The following is a 21,085-nucleotide window of genomic DNA, read 5'->3' as shown; positions in this document are numbered from 1 at the left end:
GCGGCCTCACATCAGCCCCGGCAGCTCCGCCGCCAGCGCGTCGATTGCGACGCGGATCTTCGGCGGCAGATGCGGCGTTTGCAGCCAGAGTGCATGCACGTCGTAGGGCAATCGCCCCTCGCCGGGCAGCAATTCGACGAGTGCGCCGGCTTGCAGGCGCTCGCGCACCAGCCACGACGGCAGCCAGGCGAGGCCCATGCCGAGCACGGCCGCATCGGCGATCGCCTCAAGATCGTCGAGCCGCAAGCGATGCCGCGGCATGACCTCCGCCGGCTGGCCGCCCTCGCGCGGGAACAGCCAGGGCCGCACATGGCCGGAGCGGCGATAGATCAGCGCGTCATGATCGGCGAGATCGGCAAGACGTGCCGGACTGCCGTGAGCTTCGAGATAGGACGGCGCGGCACAGACGATCATGCGCTGGCGGGCGACGCGGCGCGTCACGAGATTGGCCGCGTCGTGCAATTCACCGGTGCGGATGGCGAGGTCGTGCCCGCCTTCGGCGAGATCGACGAAGCCGTCACCGAAGGCGAGGTCGAGTTCCAGCTTTGGATGGCGACGTGCAAGGCCGAGCAGGATCGGCATGATGCAGCGCCGACCGAACAGCACCGGTAGCGCCACCTTGAGCTTGCCTTGCGGCTCGCCCAATTGGTCGGCGGCGAGCGCATCGGCGGCCTCGGCCTCGGCGAGAACGGTCCGACAGCGCTCGTAATAGGCACGGCCGAACTCGGTCAGGCTCTGCCGGCGCGTCGTGCGGTTGAGCAAGCGCACGCCGAGGCGCCCCTCCAGGAAGCGGACATGCTTGCCGACCATCGGCGCAGAGAGATCGAGCGCCGCCGCCGCTGCCGCGAAGGAGCCGAGGTCGACCGCCCTGACGAAGGCGGCCATGCTGGCGAGGCGATCCATCATTCGAAATCAACGGTTCCGATTATCGATCACAGGCTATGATTTATCGCGAACTAAGCCGCTGTCATAGCTCATTCACTCACTCTGCTTTGGATTTAGAGCATGGCACGCGCAGTCCGCTTCCACCGCCACGGCGGCCCAGAGGTCCTGACGATCGAGGAGGTCGACGTCGCACCTCCCGGCCCCGGCGAAATCCAAATCCGGACCAAAGCGCTCGGCCTCAACCGGGCCGAAGCCCTGCTCCGCTCGGGGACTTACATCGAGCAGGCGCACTTTCCCTCGGGGCTCGGTCTCGAAGCCGCCGGCCTGATCGAGCGCATCGGCGAAGGCGTCGAAGGTCTCTCGCCCGGCGATACCGTCAGCCTGGTGCCGCCGCGCTCGATGGTGCGCTGGCCGGTCCATGGCGAACTCGTCACCGTCCCGGCCGAGCTCGCGATCAAGCACCCGTCGACGCTCGGCTGGGAGGCGGCCGCGGCGAGCTGGATGCAGTATCTGACCGCTTATGGCGCGCTGATCGACATCGCGCGGTTGAGCGAGGGCGAGCACGTCCTCATCACCGCCGCGTCAAGCAGTGTCGGACTCGCAGCGATCCAGATCGCCAACCGCATTGGCGCGATACCGATCGCGGTGACGCGGACCTCGCGAAAGGCGCAGGCGCTGCGCGAGGCCGGCGCCGCCCATGTCGCCGCATCGAGCGAGGACGACGTCGAAGCCCGCCTGAAGGGCATCGCCGGCGAGGATGGCATCAGGGTGGTATTCGATGCCGTCGGTGGCCCGGCCTTCCTGCCGTTGACCGCGGCGATGGGGCGCGGTGGGCTGCTGATCAACTATGGCGGCCAGAGTCCCGAGGCGACTCCCTTCCCGCTCTTCCACGTCCTCAGCAAGAGCCTGACGCTGCGCGGCTATCTCGTCCACGAGATCACCGGTGATCCCGGACGTCTCGCCGCCGCCAAGGCCTTCATCCTCGACGGACTGAGCGATGGCTCGCTGAAGCCGATCATCGCCCGGACCTTCCCGTTCGAGGAGATCGTCGAGGCACACCGCTACCTCGAATCGAACGAGCAGTTCGGCAAGGTCGTGGTGACGCTCTGAAGGCTCGGGCCGCGCCGCTCAGGCCCAGCGCTTGAAGATCACGCTCGCATTGACGCCACCGAAGCCGAAGCCGTTCGAAATGGCATGCTCCATCGCGAGCGGCCGCGCCGTCTTCGCCACCAGATCGAGCCCGGCCGCATCCTCGTCCGGGTTCTCGAGGTTGAGCGTCGGTGGCGCGATCTGGTCGCGCAAGGCGAGGATGGTGAAGACCGCCTCCAGCCCGCCGGCCGCGCCGAGCAGATGGCCGGTCGCCGCTTTCGTCGCGCTGATCGCGATGCCGCCGTCGTTGCCGAACAGGGCTTTCACCGCCGCCAGCTCGCCGCGGTCGCCGACCGGGGTCGAGGTCGAATGGGCGTTGAGATGGCGGACATCGCCGGGCTTCAGGCCCGCCTGCTTCAGCGCCGTCTCCATCGCCCGGCGTGCGCCTGAGCCATCCTCGGGGCCGGAGGTGATGTGATAGGCGTCGGCGCTGGTGCCGTAGCCGGTCAATTCGGCGAGGATCGTCGCGCCGCGCGCCTGCGCATGTTCCAGCGCCTCGATCACCAGGATTCCGGCGCCCTCGCCCATCACAAAGCCGTCGCGGTCACGGTCGAAGGGGCGCGAGGCCTTCTCCGGCTCGTCGTTGAAGCCGGTCGAAAGCGCTCGCGCTGCGGCAAAGCCGCCGAGCGCGACGAGATCGACGCAGGCCTCGCTGCCGCCGCAGAGCGCGATGTCGGCCTCGCCGGCCCGGATCATCCGCGCCGCATCGCCGATCGCCTGGACGCCGGCCGCACAGGCCGTGACCGGCGCGCCGATCGGCCCCTTGAAGCCATGCTGGATCGAGACCTGGCCGGCAGCGAGATTGACCAGGAAGGAGGGAATGGTGAAAGGCGAGAGCCGGCGCACGCCGCGCTGGTCGGTGGTCCTCACCGCCTCGGCGATTGCCGGGAAGCCGCCAATGCCCGAAGCGATCACCGTCGCGGTGCGCTCGCGCTCCGCCTCGTCCTGCGGCTGCCAGCCGGCCTGGGTCAGCGCCTCCCTGGCGGCGACCAGCGCGAACTGGATGAAGCGATCCATCTTGCGCTGGTCCTTCGGCGCGATCGCAACATCGGGATCGAAGCCGCCCTCGGCATCCTCAGCCTTGCTGGGCACGACGCCGGCGACTTTGGCCGGCAGGGTCTCGGCGATCGCTTCGGGCAGGCGGCGCAGGCCCGAGCGGCCGGCGAGCAGGCGCTGCCAGGCTAGCTCGGCTCCGCAGCCCAGGGGCGAGACGACGCCCAGTCCGGTGACGACGATGCGAGGCATGGAAAGCTCCTAGTTCGACTTGGGCTGTGCAGCTGCATTCTGCGCCGCCGCGCGAGCGAGACGCTCCCGCATGCCGGCGCTGGCGCGCGGTCCTGCGATGACGGTGATGCGTTCGACGGTGATCGACCGCAAGGTCGCAGCATCGACCGTGACCGGAATGACCGGCGCTCCGGTCTCCCGCTCAGCCAGCAGCAGCGACGCGCCCTCCGGCGCGAGATGCCGGTTGGCATAGCCGATCAACGCAGCGATGACCGGGAAGAAATCCCTGCCCTTGTCGGTCAGGACGTATTCGTAGCGCTTCGGCCGCTCGCTATAGAGGCGTCGCTCGAACAGCCCGCTCTGCGCCAGATGCTTCAGCCGGCGCGCCAGCATGTTCGGCGCGATGCCGAGGCTGCGCTCGAATTCGTCGAAGCGGGAGAGACCACGCAGCAGCGCATCGCGCAGGATCAATATGCTCCACCACTCGCCGACGGTTTCAACCGCGCGGGCGCAGGGACATTCGGCAAGCGGGGCGAGCTTGGGCTGCATGGCCCAGTCCCGCTACCGCAGTCACTATCATTTTGCAAGCTGCTATCGGCAGCGACCTGACTCACCGTGCGCCGCTGGCATTCCTCGCAGGCGCCCCCGCGCCGGTCAGAGCCCCCGACAACAGGGCCGCAGCGCCAGCGAGCCCGTCGCCGCCGCCGGTCACCACCGTGTTCGGCACGAGACGGCCGACCAGGGTCACCAGCTCCGGCTTCTTCTCCAGCGTCGCCAAGACCTTCTCCAGCGCCTGCAGATAGGCGACGCGATCCTGGCCGAGCACGTTGGCCTGGGCGTTCTGGCCCTTGGCCAGCTCTTCCAGATAGCCGCGCTCGGCCTGGCCGAGCAGCTGGCGCTCCTTCTGACGCTGCTCGGCGACCTGGACGCCGATCTGCGCGGCGACAAATTCGCGTTGCTGATCGGCGCGGGCGCGGGCCGCCTCGGTGTCGAGGCGCACTTTCTGTGCCTCGGTCTCGCGGGAGTAGGCACGCGAAAGCTGCTCGGCGAGCTGTTCACGCAAGCGCGAGACCAGCAGTTCCGGCGGGATCGACGGCTCGCCCATGCGCACTTCCTTGATCTCGATGCCGGCCTTGCGCCCCTCGATCCTGATCTGCTGCTCGATCGTGCTCTCGAGCGCGTCGCGATTGTCGATCAGGTCGAGCACGCGGGTCGGCCGGGTCTGGAACTGCCCGGGCGCAAGCTCACCAGAGGCATTGCGCACCGGCACCCGGATCGAGGAGCCCGCGACGTTGCGGACGATCGAGCGGATGGTCGGCGTAAGGATACGGTCCTCGATCTGCTCGAGACCACCGACGCCGCCGACCACGACCGGCGCGTTCTCCGGCGGCACCTGGACGACGACGCGGAGCTCGACCGGAATGTCCCAGCCCTCGATCTTGACGAAGATGGCCTGGTCGGCCGCTTCCTTCGGCGTCGGCTGCTCGACAAAACGCTCGACCTGGCGGATGCGGCCCTGATCGTCGACCGAGAGATCGATGATGCGCTTGCGGAAACCACCCTTGTACTCCCAGGTCTGCACGCGAGTGTCGACCTGCGTCATCTCATAGGCTTGATGATTGAGGTAGTAGGCGCCCGGCAGCAGCACACTGCGCCAGATGCCGACGCAACCTGAAGGCACCACCGGCACGACGATCGCGTCGGACGTATCGGCCGTCTGGACCTTCTCCTCGCGGCAGGCGACGCCCGGCGCGGCGACGTTTGACTTGATCACCCCGACGAAGCCGGCCGGCACGATGCTGGCCACGGTCCGGTTGTTGATCTCGACATCGAAGAGATAGCGATTGAGCCGGTAGACGCCGGGCTTCAGCACGGTCTCCTGCGCGCCGCGAAAGCCGCCGGTGGTCAGAAAGGTACGCCCGTCGAGCATGCCGGCGACCTTGTCGTCGGGGATGGCCGGCGCCATGAACACGCCTGACGGCAAAGCCAGGCCGTCCTTGGCGACCAGCCGGCCATAGCTGCCGTTCGGCACCGTGACCAAATCGAGCTGCTCGGCCTGATAGAGCACGTTGACGAAGGGGATGAAATGGAATCCGGGACCGAGCACATCCGCCTGCGGCCCCTTTTGGCCATCGATCGCGATGATCTTGCCGGTCGGCAGGTCGGAGCCGCCATAGATGCGCCTGAGATGGCCGGTCTCGTTCGGACCGACCACGACATAGGAGGTCGAGGCGAACAGGAAGACCGCGATCAGCACGGAGATGATTGCGGCCATGTTGAAGCCGGTCCCGCGCTTCAGCGTTTGGCCTTCCCGCTCGGCGATGACGGTGTTCGGGTCGCCGCGGCGGGCGAGCAGAGCGAAGACCACGGCAAGCAATACGGCCAGAAGCGTGAGGATCAGGATCAGCATGGACGCGATCGACTTCCTAGCGACGGGATCGGCAGGGGATCGCCGCCCTGACGCATAGTCAAGCGGATTCGCGTGCTTAGCCGGCGCCGCGCGAAATCTGCGCCGCGACGCGATTAATCCAGTGTGCTCCTGAACCGCATCAGCGCGATGCCGGCATAGAGCGGCACGAAGGCCGAGAGATAGACGACCTCCAGCCCGATATCGCCGAGATCGGCGCCCTTAAGCATGATCGCCCGGACCACGCGCAGGAAATGCGTCAGCGGAAAGATCTCGCCGAGCCACTGCGCCCAGAGCGGCATGCCGGCATAGGGAAACATGAAGCCCGACAGCAGCAGCGAGGGCAGGAAGAAGAAGAAGGTCAGCTGCATTGCCTGCAGCTGCGTGCGCGCCATGGTCGAGATCGTGTAGCCGAGCAGCACCAGCGCCAGCACGAAGATGGTGACGCAGGTCAGCAGCAGCGCGAGGCTGCCGAGGAAGGGCACGCCGAAGAGCAACTTCGCCGCCGAAAGCACGACGCCGACCTGAACGCTGCCGACGGCGAGATAGGGCAAGACCTTGCCGAGCATGATCTCGCCCGGCGTCGCCGGCATGGCGAGCAGGTTCTCCATGGTGCCGCGCTCGATCTCGCGGGTCAGCGCCATCGCCGTCATCATCACCATGGTCATCTGCAGGATGACGCCGAGCAGGCCGGGCACGATGTTGTACTGGGTGATCCCCTCCGGATTGTAGCGCCGGTGCACCACGAAGGAGAGCGCACTCTCGCTCTGCTCGCGCTTCAGCTCGTCGGTGCCGAGCGCCCGCGTCAAAGCCCGGCTGGCGATGGTCTGGAGCGCTCCGACCGCGTTGCTCGACGCCGCCGGATCGGTCGCATCGGCCTCGACCAGGATGCGCGGCTCGTCGCCGCGCTCGACGCGCATGCCGAAATCACTCGGGATGGTGACGAGGAAGGAGATCGCGCCGCGCGCCATCAGGCTCTCGGCCTCGGCCGCGCTCTCCGGGCGCTTGGCGAAGCGGTAATAGCCGGAGATCTCGAGCGCCGCGACGACCGAGCGGGTGTAGCGATCCTGCCCCAGCGCCAGAACCGCCGCCGGCAAGCCTTTGGGATCGTTGTTGATCGCGTAGCCGAACAGCAACAACTGGATGATCGGCACCACCAGCATCATCGCGAAGGTGATGCGGTCGCGCCGCATCTGCACGAACTCCTTGGCCAGCACCGCGCCGAGCCGGCCAGCCGATAGCAGGGCTACAGTGCTCATGCCGCTCTCCCTTCGGCCTGGGCCTTGGCCATGAACTGGATGAAGACGTCCTCCAGGCTGGTCGCGTCCGGCTCGATGCGGATGCCGGCGCGATCCTTCAGATGCGCCAGCGCCGCTTGCAGCTTCTCCTTGTCGGTGCCGACGACATGCAGCGTCGTCCCGAAGGGCGCGACCTGCTCGACGCCGTCGGTCTTCGCGAGGTCGGCGATCTCGGCCGGCTTCAGCGCGCCATGGACGACATAGGTCGAAAGCCCGGAGCCGCGGACCACCTCCTCGACGGTTCCCGTCGCCAGCATCCGGCCATAGGCGATGTAGCCGATGCGGTGGCAGCGCTCGGCTTCGTCCATGTAATGGGTCGAGACCAGCACGGTGAGGCCATCGCCAGCGAGCCGGTGGATCTCGTCCCAGAACTCGCGTCGCGCCTTGGGATCGACGCCGGCGGTCGGCTCGTCGAGCAAAAGCAGTTTCGGCTGGTGCATGATGCAGGCGGCGAGCGCCAGCCGCTGCTTCCAGCCGCCCGAGAGCGTGCCGGCGAGCTGGTCCTTGCGCGAGGTCAGACCGAGATTGTCGAGTGTGCGCGAGACCGCTTCCTCGACCGGCTTCAGCGCATAGAGCCGGGCGACGAAGGTCAGGTTTTCCTCGATCGTCAGGTCCTCGTAGAAGGAGAACTTCTGGGTCATGTAGCCGACCTGGAGCTTGATCTGCGCACTCTGGGTCCGGACGTCGAGCCCGAGCACGGTGCCCTCCCCGGCATCGGGGGTGAGCAGTCCGCAGATCAGCCGGATCGTCGTGGTCTTGCCGGAGCCGTTGGGCCCGAGGAAGCCGACGATCTCGCCCTGCCGGACGGTCAGGTCGACATTGTCGACCACGGTGCGCTTGCCGAAGCGCTTGGTCATCCCGCGGACGTCGATGACGTTGTCGTCGCTCACCGCCGCCCCCGCAGCATGACATCGACGATCTGACCAGGCTGGAGCCGAGCCGCCGGCCCGCCCTCAGGCCGCGCCTCGACGAGATAGACCAGCTTCTGGCGGGTCTCGGCCGAATAGATCACCGGCGGCGTGAATTCCGGCTCCTGCGAGACATAGGAGACGGTGGCGGCAAGCCCCTGAGGACAGCCCGAGCAGCGCACATCGAGCCGCGTGCCGACGGTGGTACCGAAGAGCAGCGCCTCCGGCACATAGAGCATCAGCTTGACCGCGCCATCGGGCAGGATCGTCAGCGCCGGCGCCGACGGCCCGGCGAGTTCCCCGGGATGACGCACCAGATCGGTGACGATCCCGGCGGCCGGCGCCATCAGCTTGCGCTGGCCGAGCCGCCATTTCGCCTGGTCGAGCGCGGCCTGCGCCTGCGCCACCTGGTTGCGCGCCGCATTGATCTCCTCCTCGCGCGCCGCCAGCCGGGCGACGTTGAGATTGGCGACGGTCTCGCGCACTCGCGCTGTCGCGACATCGCGCGCCGTCTGGGCCTGGTCGAGATCGGCCTGGGTCGAGACGCCGCGGCGGAAGAGATCCTGCCGGCGTTCAAGCGCCCGCTCCGACTCGCGTTCCTGCGCCTTCGCCGAGGCGGCGACCGCCTCGATCACGGCGATCTCCTCCGGCCGCTTGCCGCTGAGCAGGTTGGCGAGCTGTGCCTGCGCCTGGACCAGACGCGCCTCGCTCTCGGCGACGGCGTTTCGGGCATCGTCGGCCTGCAATTCGGCGAGCAGCGCGCCAGGTACGACACGCTCGCCGCGGCGGACCGCGACACTCTCGATCCGCGCCGTGTCGATCGGCCCGAGCCGGACATATTCGCCCTCGGCATAACCGACGACGCGGGTCGTCGGCGGCGCGCAGACGCCGAGCGAGGCGGCGATGGCGAAGGAGCAGATGAAGTCGAGGATCATGATATCTCTCCCCTGCAGGCGAGGATGCTGGCGCGGACCGAGCACCTGACGGTTTCGCCGATGGCGCGCGCTTCTTCCGGACCGATGCCGTTCCAGCCCATGCGGCGAGTGACCGCCGGCCGTGCGATGCGGAAATAGACGACCTGGCCGATCGCGGCGAAGACGGCGAGCCGCGTCGCTGGCGCCTCCGGCTCCATGCCGGTCGCTGCTGCCCAGACCCCGCAGACCCGCCGATGCACCGGCTCGAACAACCCGCCATAGATCGTCTCGAAGGCCGGGCCAGGCGTCAGCATCTCGCGCACGACGAAGCGCGCGATCAGCTCGCTCTCCGGCGCTGTCGTCAGGAAGGCGACCATGCGCTCGACCAGCGACAGCAGCTGCTCGGCTGCGGCGTCCCGATCGGCCGTACCGGCCATGATCGCGGCCACGGGCGCAGCGCCCGCCAGAACGGCCTGGATCCGGGCGATGATCGCCTCGGCGCAGGCCTGCCTCAGCCCGTCCTTGCCGCCGAAATGATAGGCGATGCCGGCGCTGTTGACCTTCGCCGCCTGCGCGATCTCGCGCGTCGAGGTCGCGTCGAAGCCGTTGCGGCCGAACAGGTCGAGCCCTGTCCGGATCAGCGCCTGCCGCGTGCCTTCGGCGTCGTTGAGGATGGATGCGCGTGCCATGACGAGAGACATAGCACGGCTTTACAATTCAATCAATCGATTGATTGAATATGTGCCCAATCAAGCGCCAGGCAGATCAGGGCGGCCGGCACGAAATGCATCTCGTAGCGCACCATCAGCACGGCCGCGACCGCGCCGACCACGCCAGCGACCGAACCGACCGAAAGATCGATATGTCCCGTGACGATGACCATCAGCATGCCCAGCGCCATGATGACGATGAAGCTGTTCTGCAGGACGAGGCTGGTGAGGTTCAGCGGCCGCAGCAGCGTGCCCCCGTCACGACCTGGAAGAACAGCATGATCGCCACCAGCGACATCAGCATGCCGTAGTCGCGCAGGCCCGTCTTCAGATGGTTACTAGCCGGACGCACCGGCCCGCCGCTCAAGGTTTCGCCGCTCCGGATATCGCCGCTCATGTCTGGCCTCCCCATTGCGCATGATAGCGCGCATGATCTTTTCCTGGCTTGCATCGGCGGCCGCGAATTCGCCGACAAAGGCGCCTTCATTCATCACGCAGATTCCCAGCAGTTCCGGCATCTCCGAGGAGATCCCGATGACGCCGCGCCCCGAATCCGCCAGCTCGTTGATGATGCAGCAGATTTCGTATTTGGCCCCGATGTCGATGCCGCGCGTCGGCTCGTCCAGGATCAGGACCTTGGGCTCCGTGAAGAGCCATTTCGACAGCAACGACCTTCGCTGGTTGCCGCCCGAAAGCTGGCCGGCCTCCTGGTAGACGCTGGCGCTGCAGATTCCCGTTCGCGTGCGGTAGCCCTGCGCGACCTTGAGCTCGGCCATGTCGTCGACGACCCCGCCGGGCGCGACCGCCGCGAGGTTGGCCAGCGCCATGTTCTTGCGGATGTCCTCGGCCAGGATGAGCCCGAGCTCCTCGCGATCCTCAGTGACATAGGCGAGCCCTGCATCGATGGCGCGGCGCACCGTCGAGAGATCGACCTCGCGGCCCTCCAGCGTCGCCGTGCGGCTGATCTGGCGCCCATAGGAGCGGCCAAAGACGCTCATGACGAATTCGGTCCGGCCTGCGCCCATCAACCCGGCGATGCCGACGATCTCGCCGCGCCGGACCTGGAAATCCACGCCCTTGATCACGCGCCGGCCGGCATCCTGCGGATGGAACACTGTCCAGCCCTCGATCCGGAAGATCACCTCGCCGATTTTCGGCTCGCGCTTGGGATAGCGGTGTTCGAGATCGCGATCGACCATGCTGCGGATGATGCGGTCTTCCTCGACCGAAGGCGAAGTGACATAGCGGGACCAAGGCCGCCGCCGCGCTGTGGTAACGGATTAAGGGAGGTGCCGGCGGCCGGTCGCGCAAATCGCGCCCGGCTTGGCCAGCTCGATAATCTAAAGCTGAAGGCATCCTCCAGGAAACTGCTCCCTTCAAAGCGCTGGATCTTCGAGGATCACATCCGCGGTTTGTTGATAGTGGTGCTCCAGCAGCCCGACGGCGTGATCGACTTCCCCCTCCAAGACAGCGGTTATGATCGCTTGATGCTCGTCGGCGACCTTGCGGGTCGGGAATGCCCGGCGGATCGAGAGGCGCCGGTAGCGATAGAGCTGGTCGGCGAGATGTTCGCAAAAGCCGATCAGCGGAGTGGATCCGCACTGGCCGATCAGCGTGCGATGGAAAATGCGGTGCAGCCGCTCCCATTCCGGATTGTCCTCGAATTGGTCGGGATTTAGCGAGCGGCGCGTGCGGCTAAGACGGTGATGGGCGACGACCAGCGCCTCCTCCCAGGCCGGCGTCGCGGCCTCCATCGACTTACGCAGGGCCAGTGCTTCGAGCCAGCAGCGCGTCGTCGTCAGTTCCTGAAGCTCCGACCGGCTGACGGGCGGGACCAGGAAGCCGCGTTGCTCGCGGGCTTCCACCAGCCCCTCGGAGGTCAACCGGTTCAGCGCTTCGCGCAAGGGCGTCTGTCCAGCCTGATAGGTATCCATCAGGAAGCGCATCTGCAGCTTCTGTCCCGGCTTCAGCCGGCCGGACAAAAGATCGTCCCGCAGCTTGTCATAGAGATCCAACGTGCGGGTTGAGGGAATGGGTGCGTGCATGCGGAACGCTTGAACCTGAGCCTCGGCGGGATCGGCCGGCAGCATGTTCGACGCGGCCGCGATTCCCCTACTTGATTTGTACACGCTGTAGCTCCGGCAAATAATTTATAAATTAATGCTTCACATCTAAAAATTTCGCAATATAAGAAGGCAGACAAAAAATCTGCAATCGACGGGGCGGAAACGGTGCCGGCAGCAGCAGTCGAGGGAAGTCGGATGAAGGCGCGCTGCGCCTGCGGTGTCGATATTCACGCGCATGTCGTGCCGGCGACGTTTCCGGTCTTCCTCAAGGTGGCGCCGCCCACCGGCTGGCCATCGACCGCCCCCGCGCATGAGTGCCATCGGCACATCGTGATCGACGGCCGGACCTATCGCACGGTCTCGGATCGCTGCTGGGACGTTCCGAAGCGCCTCGCCGATCTCGACGGCATGGCCCTCTCCCTGCAGGCGATCTCGCCGATGCCGGAGCTGCTCTCCTACTGGATGGAAGCCGAGCCCGCCGCCGAATTGCTGCGTTATGTCAACGACCAGATCGCTGGCATGGTCGCGGAGGCTGGCGGCCGGCTCGTGGGGCTCGGCGCGGTGCCGCTGCAGGATATGGATCGCGCGCTCCGGGAACTCGCCCGGCTGATGCGGGATTCGAGCTTCGCGGGGGTCGAGGTCGGCAGCAACGTCAACGGCAAGCCGATCGGTTCCCCTGATTTCGATCCGTTCTTCGAGGCGGCGGAAGAGTTGGGCGCGGCCGTGTTCGTCCATGCCGTGCGTCCCTGCGGCCAGGATCGGCTGGTCGGGCCCGCGCAGTTGCAGCAGGTGCTGGCCTATCCCGGCGAGGTCGGTCTCGCGGCAGCCTCGGTGATCTGCTCGAACCTGATGCTGCGCCGGCCGAAGCTGCGGATCGCCTTCAGCCATGGCGGCGGCACGCTCGGCCTGCTGCTGCCGCGGCTGGAAGAAGGCCGGCGTGTCTTCCCGGCGCTGCAGGAGAGCATCGCGCTGTCGCCGACGGAGCAGGCGCGGCGCCTGTTCTACGACGCGCTGGTCTATGACGAGCCGACTCTGAGGCACCTGACCAGCCTCTTCGGCGAGACGCAGATCATGATCGGGACGGATTACCCGTTCAATTTCCACGAACGGAGGCCGGTCGAGCGCATCGAAACGGCTTTTATCGACGAGCGTCTGCGCAAACGGCTGCTCAGCGAGAACGCTGCGACCTTCCTCGGGCGCGAGGGCGAGGCCTGACATGACACATTTTCCCGTCACCGGCCTGCGTAGCGTCGCCATCGGAACGCCGGACCTCAAAGGTTCGGAGCGCTTCTACACGGAGGTCTGGGGCTTAGCCGTCGCCGCCCGGCAGGACGGGGCTGTCCATCTGCGCGCGAGCGGGGCCGATCACCATGTGCTCGCTTTGCACGGCAGCGACAGCCCGGCGATCCTGTCCGTGACCTTCAGGGTCGATGCCGCCGAGGATCTCGGCATGCTCGCCGCACGAGCCGTCGCCCATGGCGCCACGCTGCTTTCGCCGCCGGCGGCCAATCCCGAGCCCGATGGCGGGACAATGATGGCAATCCGCGAGCCGCAGGGCGGCATCTTCCGCTTCGTCCAGGGCGACCGGCTGCATGCCGATGCAAAGGAGGAGCGCGACCGGCCGCTGCGGCTGGCGCATGTGAACCTCAACAGCGCCGACGTGGCTGCGGAGACGGCGTTCTACGAAGAGGCGCTGGGCTTCGTCCTGACGGACCGCTCCAAGATCATGGCTTTCCTGCGCTGCAACAGCGACCACCACGCCGTGGTGCTGGCCGAGGCCAAGGCGAACGGGCTGAACCACATCGCCTTCCTCGTGCCCGACTGGGAATCGGTGATGCGTGCCTCAGGCCGCCTCGTCGATGCCGGCTATCCGATCGCCTGGGGCGTGGGCCGGCATGGGCCGGGCGACAATGTCTTCGCCTATTTCATCGATCCCGTCGGCTTCGTCGTCGAATTCACCGCCGAGGTGCTGCAGGTCGACGACAGCTACCGCATGCGCGGGCCGGAAGAATGGGTCTGGCCGCCGGGGCGAACCGACCATTGGGGCATCGCGCCGCCCAAGGGCGACCACGTCAAGGTCGCGCAAGCCGCCATCGTCTATCGCCCCGCGGCCATGCCGCCGGGCGCCCGCTGACCAGATCGGAACGGCAGGATTCTCCCTTGAACGAACCAGACCTCCCATCCCCAAACGACTACCAGGTCGTCGTCGTCGGCTTCGGCCCGAGCGGCGCGGTCGCCGCGAGCCTGCTCGGGCACCATGGCATCTGCAGCCTCGTCATCGACCGGCAGCGCGCGGTCTACGACAAGCCCCGCGCCATCGCGATCGATCACGAGATCATGCGGCTCCTCGACAATCTCGGCGTCGCCGAGCAGGTGCTGCCATATGTGGCGCCGTTTCCGGCCTCCGAGCATTTCGGCGCCGATGGCCAGCTCATCCGCCGCATCGACATGGTGCCGGAGCCCTATCCGCTCGGCTACACGCCGACCATGGTCTTCACCCAGCCGCCGGTGGAGGGCGCCTTGCGCGAGCATGCAGGGCGCTATGAAGGCGTGAAGGTCTCGCTCGGGACGGAGCTCGTCGGCCTCCAGCAGACGCAGACCGGCGTCACGCTGACCCTGGCGGGCGACGATGGTTCGCGCCGGACGGTCCGCGCGGACTATGTGATCGCCTGCGACGGCGCATCCAGCGGCGTGCGCGAGCGGCTCCGCATCGGGCTCGCGGACCTAGTCTTCGACGAACCCTGGCTGGTCGTCGACGTGCTGATTAACGAGGATGTCGCCGACAAGCTGCCGCAGACCGCGGCGCAGTATTGCGACCCGCGCCGCCCGACGACCTTCATCATCGGCCCCGGCCGTCACCGCCGCTGGGAGATCATGCTCCTGCCGGGCGAGGATCCGCAGGAAGCCCAGACGCCTGATCGTGTCTGGGCGCTGCTCGCGCGCTGGCTGACGCCGGCCGACGCCACTCTCTGGCGCGCGGCGAGCTATCGCTTCCATGCGCTGGTCGCCGAACGGTGGCGCGACGGCCGCGTCTTCATCGCCGGCGACGCGGCCCATCAGCAGCCGCCCTTCATCGGGCAGGGCATGTGCCAGGGCGTGCGTGACGTCGCCAATCTGATCTGGAAGCTCGCGCGCGTGCTGGAGGGCAGCTCCGATGAGAGCCTGCTCGACAGCTATGAGGAGGAACGCAGCCGCCATGTTCGCGAGCTGACGACGAGGATAAAGGCGATCGGTCAGGTGATATGCGAGCGTGACCCGGTAGCCGCCCGCGCGCGAGATGCCCGCATCCTCGCAGAAGGCGGCGGGCAGCCGCGCACCATCACGCGCCAAGAGATCGTTCCGCCGCTCGTCACCGGGTTGCTAACGACCCGCGACGATGCCGCGAAAGGCACGCTCTTCCCGCAGCCCTGGGTGAAGTCACCGGAGGGGTATGGTCGGCTCGACGCGGTCGCTGGCGCCGGCCTGCGGCTGATCGTCGAGCCAACTTTGGCCGCGAAGCTGCCGCCGGGGCTATCGCGACAGGTCTCCGCGCTCGGGCTGCGCCTGATCATGGTGTCATCCGATCCGATACGTGCTCCTGCCGCGCGTGCCGACAACGCGGTCACAGAGCGGGACGGCGTGCTCGCTCGCTGGTTCGCCGCGCATGGCTGCCGCGCCGCGATCGTGCGGCCGGACCACTATGTCTTCGGCACCGCCGCCGACGATGTCGCGCTCGGCGCCCTGCTCGACGAATTGCGAGCCCGCATCACTCCGGCTGCGACCGGGCTCCACCACGCTCAACCCATCCGCGCCGTCCCGTAAAGGATCCCAACCCATGCGCTTTGCGACTTTCCAGATAGGCGGTTCCCCGAGCTGGGGCCTGATCGAGGGCGAGCAGGCGGTCGACCTCGGCGCCGCCCTGCGCAGCCGCTTCCCCGATCTGAAATCGGCTATCGCGGCCGACGCTCTCGGCGAGGCCGCGGCGGCAGCCGCTGGCGCGCCTCGCCACCCGCTCTCGGCCATCACCTGGCTCCCCGTGCTGCCGAATCCGGACAAGATCCTCTGCGTCGGCCTGAACTACGAGATGCATCGCAAGGAGACCGGCCGCGCCGAAGTCGATCACCCGACCATCTTCGGCCGCTTCACCAACTCCCAGATCGGCCATGAGACGGACATCGTCCGGCCGCGCGTCTCGCATGAGCTCGACTTCGAAGGCGAACTCGCCATCGTCATCGGCAAGCCCGGGCGCTACATCGCGCGGGCCGACGCCTTCGGCCATATCGCAGGCTATGCCTGCTACAATGAAGGCAGCGTGCGCGATTTCCAGCGTCACACCCACCAGTTCACCCCCGGCAAGAACTTTCCCGGCACCGGCGCCTTCGGCCCCTGGATGATGACGCCCGACGAGCTCGGCGAACTCGGTGCGCTCAGATTGCAGACGCGGGTCAACGGTCAGGTCGTGCAGGACGCGACCTTCGACCAGATGATCTTCGATATCCCGCGCATCATCGAATACTGCTCCGCCTTCACGCGGCTGGAGCCCGGCGACGTCATCGCGACCGGCACGCCGGGCGGTGTCGGTGCCAAACGCATGCCCCCACTCTGGCTGAAACCCGGCGACACCGTGGAGGTCGAGATCGATCGCCTCGGCACGCTGCGCAACGGCGTCGCCGACGAAGCCTGACCGCGCGCACTCCCATCACAATCAAACCACCCCGGAGGAAACGATGCCCAAGCTCACATGGTTGTTGCTCTCGGCCGCGGTTGCGCTGGCGGCCGCGACGCCGGCCCAGGCCCAGTCCTGGCCGCAGCGCCCGGTCGCTCTCGTGGTGCCGCAGGCGGCCGGCAACAGCCCCGACATCCTGGCGCGCGTGCTCGCCGACAAGCTCTCGCGCAGCCTCGGCCAGCAGGTCTATGTCGAGAACCGCACCGGCGCCGCCAACATCGTCGGAACCCAATCCGTCGCACGCGCCACGCCGGACGGCTACACGTTTCTCTTCGCCACCTCGGCCTCGCTCTCGACCAACCCGCACACCTTCAAGAAGCTCTCTTACGATCCGGAGAAGGACTTCGCGCCGGTCGCGCTCGTCGCGCGCAGCCACCATGTCCTGCTGGTCGATCCGAAGCTGCCGATCCATTCGCTCGCCGACTTGATCGCGCAGGAGAAGGCGAAGCCGGGCTCACTTAGCCTTGCCGTGGACAGCGAGCGCAACATCTCCGGCCTGATCGGCCAGACCATCAACCGGCGTGCGGGCATCGGGATGGTGCTCGTTCCTTATGCTTCGGCGGCGAACTCGATCCAGGACGCGATCGCCGGACGCGTCCAGGCGACGATCCAGTCAGCCTCGGTCGCGGAGCCTTTCATCAAGGAAGGCTCGCTGCGCCCGATCGCCGTCGCCGGCACGAGGCGCCTGAAGTCGATCCCAAACGTGCCGGCGATCGCCGAATCCCTCCCTAGCGCGGACATCGGCGGCTGGTTCATGGTCATGGCGCCCACCGGCACGCCGCCCGAGATCGTCCAGACGCTGAGCCAGAAGATCGGCGAGGCGCTCCAGCAGCCGGACGTCCGCGAGCGCGCCCCGACGCTCGGCTTCGATGTCGATGTCGGCCCGCTCGCCACGCCGGCCGGTGCCTCGGCCTTCCTCAACAAGGAGATCGCGACCATGGGCGCGCTGATCAAGGAGTTCGGCATAGAGCCGCAGTGATCGCGCACCGGCCGGCGATGAGGTGAGCCTTTTCCCAGCCCGCCGTAGCGATCCCTTGTCTCGGCATTGCATCCTGCACGGCATCGATGTCCAGCGTGCGCGGCGTCAGGTGATTGATATGCGGTCCCTTGGTCAAGTCGCAGCAGAGATGTGAACACACGGAACAGGTTGCGCCGCAGCGCATCCGGATCAAGTGGCCGGAACGCGGTTGAATGGACAGGCACGCCGGCAGCCGAGAGATCGTAATAGCCGACCGGATGCATACCCATGACGGCGAAGAGCCGCCGCATCGTCGCCAGTTCCGCCGCCGTGCCGATACGGATGGCACCGTGCCGTTCGAGATCGAGCCGCTCGATCTCGGCGTTGGACACCAGCCTGCGGTCCAGTGTGGGATCGGCCCGGCGCGTAGCGAGATTGATCTCGCCGACCAGCTCCATCAGCGTTCCGTATTGCGGAACCTCTTCCCGGTACATGTCCGACATGGCGCACGAGAACATCGTCCTGATCGCGTCGGTCGGAACGAAGATGCCGTTTTCCGTCATGGAAGGCTCCTGTCGTGTTTGCGAGAGAGTGGGATCGGTTGCTGCGAGGCCGACTGTCTTTCGATGCCGGTCGTGCGCTCAAGAGCGCTCGGTCCCGGTCGGCGCGCTACGTCACCCTTTTAACGCTCGCCACGAGGTGCCCTGCAGTCATCCTGATCGAAACTGGCCTCGCGAACTTTCCATCTGGGAAGAGAAATCGGCCATCGGGCCAGCCTCGAGCTCTCCGAGCCGTTCTTCACACTCAGGTGTGGCCATACCTCGCGAAAGCTCCCGCAATCCGACGGGCTGCGTGAGGGCTCTCACAGTGAGCGTGCTTGAAGGCTGGTTGCGGAACTGTATGGCTGGCTCGCGCGCGCTGCCGCGGCGCCCTGGCCGCCTGACGAGGTCGAGGCGGCCGCTTTTGCTGCGTGGACGCAGTTTTCGAGAGCATTCATCCGCTCCGCGCAGGACGATGCGACACCGGGCTCACCAATGCGAGCTGGAACGCCGCAGAGGCGATCGGGACAAAGCGATAGAACACGGCGCGCCTCCGTCTCGAAATATCGTTGCAGTTCGCGAGACGCTTCCATAGGCGCGCTTCGCGCGCGTTCGATCCTTGGTTAAGGGCGTAGGCGGAAGCTGGTGACCCGACGGGCGGCCGGAATACCACTCCTGCATTCGCTCGAAGACTGCAGATCCGCCACGACCCATAGGCCGCGTCACTCGGGCAACCCGGCCAGCCGCAATCCCTCCGCGAACCGCGCCAAATCTTCCGAGCGATGGATCGGAAGCCAGTCCTTGAGCTTTGCGATCCGCATGGATGGATCGAGCGCATGCATACGCTCCATCGCTTGCCTCGCCTCATTGGCACGGCCAGAAAGCGCATGGCTCGCCGCCATCACGGCGGCGGCGACGAGGAGGCTGGGAAGGTTTCCGGCGGCCTTTTCGGCCCAGGCCACGGCGGAATCGAAGTGCCCCGCGAAGAAATGCGCCAGCGCCATCCCGACCTGCATCCTGAAGATTTCGGGATCCAGCGGGCTCAGGCGAACGGCATGCTCGAAATGCTCGAGAGCGGAAACAGGTTCGCCGTTGAGGGCGCGCAGGAAACCGCCGAGGAACCAGGCGGCGGCGAGGTTCGGATTGAGGAGCACCGCCCTGTCGATCAGCGCGATGCCGCCATCGAGATCGCCGGTGAAATGGCCGAGCGCATGTCCGGCCCGGGTCAGGGCGACCGCATCGTCCCGGCCGAATTCGACCGCCTGCCGCGCCAACCGCACGCCCTCGGCGATCTCGCGCGGGCGATCGACCATCCAGCCATTTACCTTGCGCCACAGATGGCACCAGGCCGCCATGCCATAGGCCGACGCGAATTCGGGATCGAGCTCGGTGGCCATATAGAACAGCGGCAGCGCCGCCTCGATGGCCTCCCTGGTGCCGGAGTGCAGCTTCGCCGTGCCGCGCAGGTAGTAGTCGTAGGCGTCCAGGCTCTCCGTCGGCTTCCGCTTGGCGCGTTCGATCTCCGCCCGTTCGAGCTGCGGTGCGATCGCGCCGACGACGCTTTCGGCGATCCGGTCCTGCAGGTCGAAAATGTCGTCGAGCATACCTTCGAAGCGCTCCGCCCAGAGATGCGTCCCGGTTGTCGCGTCGATGAGCTGCCCGGTGATGCGCACCTTGTTCCCGGATTTGCGGACGCTGCCTTCCAGCACGTAGCGCACGCCGAGCTCCCGGCCGATCTCCTTCACATCCACCGCCCGGCCCTTGAAGGCGAAGCTCGAATTGCGCGCGATGACGAACAGCCAGCGGATGCGCGACAGGGCCGCGATGATGTCCTCGACCACGCCGTCGGCAAAATACTCCTGTTCGGGATCGCCGCTCAGGTTCTGAAAGGGCAGGACAGTGATTGAGGGCTTGTCCGGCGGGAGCGGCGTGGAGCGCAGTTCCGGCACCTGGCTCGCGGCGCGTTCGAGGACGCCCGGCCCAACCGGCTGTCGCGCTTGCCCGGCCTGCTCGACTTCGCCGACGAAGCGGAACCCCTTGCGGGCGATCGTCCGGACCAGGCGCTGCTCGTTGCCATTATCACCGACGGCCTTCCTGACCGCGTTGATGTGACTGGTGATCGTCGACTCGGAGACGACCCGGCCGCTCCACACCGCCTGCAGCAGCTCGTCCTTGCTGACGACCCGGTCGCGATTCCCGATAAGATGCAGCAGGAGGTCGAAGACCTGCGGCCCGACGGTCACGACCTGCGCGCGCAGGGTCAGCTCCCGGCGCTCGGGGTCGAGCAGGTAATCTCCAAACGCGAATTGCACGTCGGTCATCCTCTGGCCGAATGCCGTCGTTGCGTTGACCGAGGCGGCTGATCGAGATCAATCCGAGACGGACAGCGCCCTGGCTCGCTCTTCTGCCGCAAGGTGCCGACTTGGACAAGAAACCAAGCTTCTCCCAAGAGCAATTCAAGCCCGCCGCAAGGACTCCCCGCAAGCGCGGCGGCACTCTCCGGCCATGTCGACGGCAATGGTTGCGGTCGGGAGAAACGGAGAAAGCCCATGAAGATCGTCGTCATCGGCGGCACCGGCCTCATCGGATCGAAGCTCGTGCAGAACCTCAAAGCGCGCGGCCATGAGGCGCTCGCAGCTGCGCCCAACACCGGCGTCAACACCATCACCCGCGAAGGTCTGGCCGAAGCGCTCGACGGTGCCGACGTCGTCGTCGACGTGGCGAACGCGCCCGTCTGGGAGGACAAGGCCGTCCTCGACTTCTTCGAGACCTCGGGCCGCAATCTGCTCGCCGCGGAAGCCGCCGCCGGCGTACGCCACCATGTCGCCCTCTCGATCGTCGGCAGCGAGCGGCTGCCCGAGAACGGTTATTTCCGGGCGAAGGTCGCTCAGGAAGACCTGATCAAGGCCTCCGGCATCTCCTACTCCATCCTGCGCGCCACTCAGTTCTTCGAGTTCGTCGGCGCCATCGCCCAGTCGGCCACCATTGGCGACGAGATTCGCCTGTCGCCGGCCCTGATCCAGCCGATGGCATCGAGCGATGTCGCGGCGGCGCTGGCCGATGTCGCGCTCGCTCCGCCGGTCAACGGCACGGTCGAGGTTGCCGGTCCCGAAGCGATGCCGCTCGACGAATTGGCCCGGCGCTTCCTGCGGGCGACGCAGGACCCGCGCAAGGTCGTGCCGGATATCCACGCGCGCTACTACGGCGCCGTTCTCTCCGACCGCTCGCTCACACCCGGCGAGAACGCGCGCATCGGCGCGATCCGCTTCGAGGACTGGCTCGGCCAGTCCAAGGCGCAGCAGGCCAGAAGCTGACCAGCAAG

General features: G+C 67.0%; 17 protein-coding genes and 3 pseudogenes. 7 read left to right on the top strand and 13 right to left on the bottom strand.

All coding sequences use genetic code 11. The features are described 5' to 3' along the window. Nucleotides 1–6: 6 nt before the first annotated feature. Complete coding sequence (locus B6S44_RS00685) at nt 7–903, bottom strand: LysR family transcriptional regulator (protein ID WP_129155538.1); 897 nt, start codon at nt 901–903, stop codon at nt 7–9. A gap of 102 nt (nt 904–1,005) precedes the next feature. On the opposite strand from B6S44_RS00685, the gene B6S44_RS00680 reads away from it, so the two are divergent. Next, nucleotides 1,006–1,995 (top strand): zinc-dependent alcohol dehydrogenase family protein, encoded by a 990-nt coding sequence (locus B6S44_RS00680; protein ID WP_129154885.1) that lies wholly within the window; start codon nt 1,006–1,008, stop codon nt 1,993–1,995. Between the two features lie 18 nt (nt 1,996–2,013). Here B6S44_RS00680 and fabF read toward each other — a convergent pair whose 3' ends face one another. The 10 genes and pseudogenes from fabF to B6S44_RS00630 form a co-directional block, all read right to left on the bottom strand. Then, the gene (fabF, locus tag B6S44_RS00675; protein ID WP_129154884.1) at nt 2,014–3,279 is read right to left on the bottom strand and encodes a beta-ketoacyl-ACP synthase II; all 1,266 of its coding nucleotides are present in this window, start codon (nt 3,277–3,279) and stop codon (nt 2,014–2,016) included. 9 nt (nt 3,280–3,288) lie between these two features. After that, entirely contained in the window at nt 3,289–3,807 is a 519-nt protein-coding gene (locus tag B6S44_RS00670) for a winged helix-turn-helix transcriptional regulator (RefSeq protein ID WP_129154883.1), read from the bottom strand. A gap of 61 nt (nt 3,808–3,868) precedes the next feature. Further along, nucleotides 3,869–5,668, bottom strand: a complete 1,800-nt coding sequence (locus B6S44_RS00665; protein WP_129154882.1) for an SPFH domain-containing protein — start codon at nt 5,666–5,668, stop codon at nt 3,869–3,871. Between the two features lie 113 nt (nt 5,669–5,781). Beyond that, nucleotides 5,782–6,924, bottom strand: a complete 1,143-nt coding sequence (locus B6S44_RS00660; protein ID WP_129154881.1) for an ABC transporter permease — start codon at nt 6,922–6,924, stop codon at nt 5,782–5,784. Then, nucleotides 6,921–7,820 (bottom strand): ABC transporter ATP-binding protein, encoded by a 900-nt coding sequence (locus B6S44_RS00655; protein WP_129155537.1) that lies wholly within the window; start codon nt 7,818–7,820, stop codon nt 6,921–6,923. The genes B6S44_RS00660 and B6S44_RS00655 overlap by 4 nt, the downstream gene beginning before the upstream one ends. A 29-nt stretch (nt 7,821–7,849) precedes the next feature. Further along, nucleotides 7,850–8,806 carry an HlyD family secretion protein gene (locus B6S44_RS00650; RefSeq protein WP_129154880.1) on the bottom strand — a complete coding sequence of 319 codons (957 nt, stop codon included), beginning with the start codon at nt 8,804–8,806 and terminating at the stop codon, nt 7,850–7,852. Then, the gene (locus tag B6S44_RS00645; RefSeq protein WP_248309380.1) at nt 8,803–9,474 is read right to left on the bottom strand and encodes a CerR family C-terminal domain-containing protein; all 672 of its coding nucleotides are present in this window, start codon (nt 9,472–9,474) and stop codon (nt 8,803–8,805) included. The genes B6S44_RS00650 and B6S44_RS00645 overlap by 4 nt, the downstream gene beginning before the upstream one ends. A gap of 68 nt (nt 9,475–9,542) precedes the next feature. Continuing rightward, a pseudogene (locus tag B6S44_RS00640) lies at nt 9,543–9,799 on the bottom strand (sugar ABC transporter permease); the annotation flags it as partial. Between the two features lie 34 nt (nt 9,800–9,833). Beyond that, nucleotides 9,834–10,721, bottom strand: a pseudogene (locus tag B6S44_RS00635) (ATP-binding cassette domain-containing protein); the annotation flags it as partial. Nucleotides 10,722–10,871: 150 nt separating this feature from the next. Beyond that, the gene (locus B6S44_RS00630; RefSeq protein WP_129155536.1) at nt 10,872–11,540 is read right to left on the bottom strand and encodes a GntR family transcriptional regulator; all 669 of its coding nucleotides are present in this window, start codon (nt 11,538–11,540) and stop codon (nt 10,872–10,874) included. 216 nt (nt 11,541–11,756) lie between these two features. Between B6S44_RS00630 and B6S44_RS00625 the strand changes: the two genes are divergently transcribed. Genes B6S44_RS00625 through B6S44_RS00605 form a run of 5 tightly spaced genes read left to right on the top strand, consistent with a single transcriptional unit; the run spans nt 11,757 to nt 17,245 of the window. Next, nucleotides 11,757–12,776 carry an amidohydrolase family protein gene (locus B6S44_RS00625; RefSeq protein ID WP_129154877.1) on the top strand — a complete coding sequence of 340 codons (1,020 nt, stop codon included), beginning with the start codon at nt 11,757–11,759 and terminating at the stop codon, nt 12,774–12,776. 1 nt (nt 12,777) lies between these two features. Beyond that, nucleotides 12,778–13,695 (top strand): VOC family protein, encoded by a 918-nt coding sequence (locus B6S44_RS00620; protein ID WP_129154876.1) that lies wholly within the window; start codon nt 12,778–12,780, stop codon nt 13,693–13,695. A gap of 26 nt (nt 13,696–13,721) precedes the next feature. Next, nucleotides 13,722–15,362: a bifunctional 3-(3-hydroxy-phenyl)propionate/3-hydroxycinnamic acid hydroxylase MhpA gene (mhpA, locus tag B6S44_RS00615; RefSeq protein ID WP_206735080.1), complete on the top strand. Its 1,641-nt coding sequence runs from the start codon at nt 13,722–13,724 to the stop codon at nt 15,360–15,362. A 13-nt stretch (nt 15,363–15,375) separates the two neighbouring features. After that, complete coding sequence (locus B6S44_RS00610; RefSeq protein WP_129154874.1) at nt 15,376–16,224, top strand: fumarylacetoacetate hydrolase family protein; 849 nt, start codon at nt 15,376–15,378, stop codon at nt 16,222–16,224. A gap of 43 nt (nt 16,225–16,267) precedes the next feature. Continuing rightward, entirely contained in the window at nt 16,268–17,245 is a 978-nt protein-coding gene (locus B6S44_RS00605) for a Bug family tripartite tricarboxylate transporter substrate binding protein (RefSeq protein WP_129154873.1), read from the top strand. Nucleotides 17,246–17,294: 49 nt separating this feature from the next. Here the strand turns inward: B6S44_RS00605 and B6S44_RS00600 are convergent. Together B6S44_RS00600 and B6S44_RS00595 are read right to left on the bottom strand one after the other, a co-directional pair. Next, a pseudogene (locus tag B6S44_RS00600) lies at nt 17,295–17,787 on the bottom strand (2-oxoadipate dioxygenase/decarboxylase family protein); the annotation flags it as partial. A gap of 698 nt (nt 17,788–18,485) precedes the next feature. Then, nucleotides 18,486–20,075, bottom strand: a complete 1,590-nt coding sequence (locus B6S44_RS00595; RefSeq protein WP_129154872.1) for a winged helix-turn-helix domain-containing protein — start codon at nt 20,073–20,075, stop codon at nt 18,486–18,488. A 237-nt stretch (nt 20,076–20,312) separates the two neighbouring features. Between B6S44_RS00595 and B6S44_RS00590 the strand changes: the two genes are divergently transcribed. Beyond that, complete coding sequence (locus B6S44_RS00590; protein WP_129154871.1) at nt 20,313–21,077, top strand: SDR family oxidoreductase; 765 nt, start codon at nt 20,313–20,315, stop codon at nt 21,075–21,077. The last annotated feature ends 8 nt before the right edge of the window (nt 21,078–21,085 follow it).

This window comes from Allobosea sp. Tri-44, assembly GCF_004123845.1.
Taxonomy (GTDB): domain Bacteria; phylum Pseudomonadota; class Alphaproteobacteria; order Rhizobiales; family Beijerinckiaceae; genus Allobosea.
This window is presented reverse-complemented; position numbering and strand designations above follow the sequence as displayed.

Bases quoted from the DNA above. Each gene is read 5' to 3' on its own strand.
- B6S44_RS00605 (WP_129154873.1), top strand. From the start codon at position 16,268: ATGCCCAAGCTCACATGGTTGTTGCTCTCGGCCGCGGTTGCGCTGGCG.
- B6S44_RS00645 (WP_248309380.1), bottom strand. From the start codon at position 9,474: ATGGCACGCGCATCCATCCTCAACGACGCCGAAGGCACGCGGCAGGCG.
- B6S44_RS00660 (WP_129154881.1), bottom strand. From the start codon at position 6,924: ATGAGCACTGTAGCCCTGCTATCGGCTGGCCGGCTCGGCGCGGTGCTG.
- B6S44_RS00590 (WP_129154871.1), top strand. From the start codon at position 20,313: ATGAAGATCGTCGTCATCGGCGGCACCGGCCTCATCGGATCGAAGCTC.
- fabF (WP_129154884.1), bottom strand. From the start codon at position 3,279: ATGCCTCGCATCGTCGTCACCGGACTGGGCGTCGTCTCGCCCCTGGGC.
- B6S44_RS00610 (WP_129154874.1), top strand. From the start codon at position 15,376: ATGCGCTTTGCGACTTTCCAGATAGGCGGTTCCCCGAGCTGGGGCCTG.
- B6S44_RS00670 (WP_129154883.1), bottom strand. From the start codon at position 3,807: ATGCAGCCCAAGCTCGCCCCGCTTGCCGAATGTCCCTGCGCCCGCGCG.
- B6S44_RS00650 (WP_129154880.1), bottom strand. From the start codon at position 8,806: ATGATCCTCGACTTCATCTGCTCCTTCGCCATCGCCGCCTCGCTCGGC.
- B6S44_RS00655 (WP_129155537.1), bottom strand. From the start codon at position 7,820: ATGACCAAGCGCTTCGGCAAGCGCACCGTGGTCGACAATGTCGACCTG.
- B6S44_RS00630 (WP_129155536.1), bottom strand. From the start codon at position 11,540: ATGCACGCACCCATTCCCTCAACCCGCACGTTGGATCTCTATGACAAG.
- B6S44_RS00665 (WP_129154882.1), bottom strand. From the start codon at position 5,668: ATGCTGATCCTGATCCTCACGCTTCTGGCCGTATTGCTTGCCGTGGTC.
- B6S44_RS00620 (WP_129154876.1), top strand. From the start codon at position 12,778: ATGACACATTTTCCCGTCACCGGCCTGCGTAGCGTCGCCATCGGAACG.
- B6S44_RS00685 (WP_129155538.1), bottom strand. From the start codon at position 903: ATGGATCGCCTCGCCAGCATGGCCGCCTTCGTCAGGGCGGTCGACCTC.
- B6S44_RS00680 (WP_129154885.1), top strand. From the start codon at position 1,006: ATGGCACGCGCAGTCCGCTTCCACCGCCACGGCGGCCCAGAGGTCCTG.
- B6S44_RS00625 (WP_129154877.1), top strand. From the start codon at position 11,757: ATGAAGGCGCGCTGCGCCTGCGGTGTCGATATTCACGCGCATGTCGTG.